General features: G+C 48.6%; 1 protein-coding gene. It reads left to right on the top strand.

From position 1 onward, the window contains the following. On the top strand, window positions 1-552 hold a 552-nt coding region (locus A3729_RS27235; protein ID WP_197476158.1), incomplete at its 5' end, for a hydantoinase B/oxoprolinase family protein. Window positions 553-667: the final 115 nt, after the last annotated feature.

The raw sequence follows: 667 nt of genomic DNA, 5'->3' as shown, positions 1-667 counted from the left end.
GGGAATGTTGAAACAAGTATGCGTGTTGTAGATGTTGTGCTTGGAGCATTGCATCAAATAGGACTTAAAGTGCCTGCCGCCTCACAGGGAACGATGAATAATGTTGCGATGGGAGGGACAGCTCCGACGCCATGGAACTATTACGAGACAATCGCTGGTGGAGCAGGGGCAGGTGAGTTATTTGAAGGTATTACTGCGCGCCAGTGTCATATGACGAATACGCTTAACACGCCCATAGAGAGCCTGGAGCTTCATTATCCGATGCAGGTTATGCAATACGGTATTAGGGCGGGCTCTGGTGGCATAGGGGAGCATTCAGGTGGAGATGGCGTCATCCGCTCTTACCTGTTTAAGCAGGCGGCTCAGGTCACTTTGTTAACTGAGCGTCGCTCGAAAGCTCCGTGGGGACTCGAAGGTGGTGCTGAAGGGTGCCCAGGTAAAAATGTACTTAATGCTAGGGTGCTGGATGGTAAGGCAGAGTTTAAGGTAGGGGCGGGTGATGTTTTAACGATCAACACACCTGGTGGCGGAGCCTGGGGGGAGAAACTCTGAAAAAATACCTGACTAATATGGTTGGTCTTATCAAAAGATAGTAAACTAGGTGGCGAAAGATTTAACTCTACAGGTAAATACCGATGTCAATAATGGATACGATTAAAGAGCAACT

The sequence above is a fragment of the Oleiphilus sp. HI0043 genome (assembly GCF_001634935.1).
This window is presented reverse-complemented; position numbering and strand designations above follow the sequence as displayed.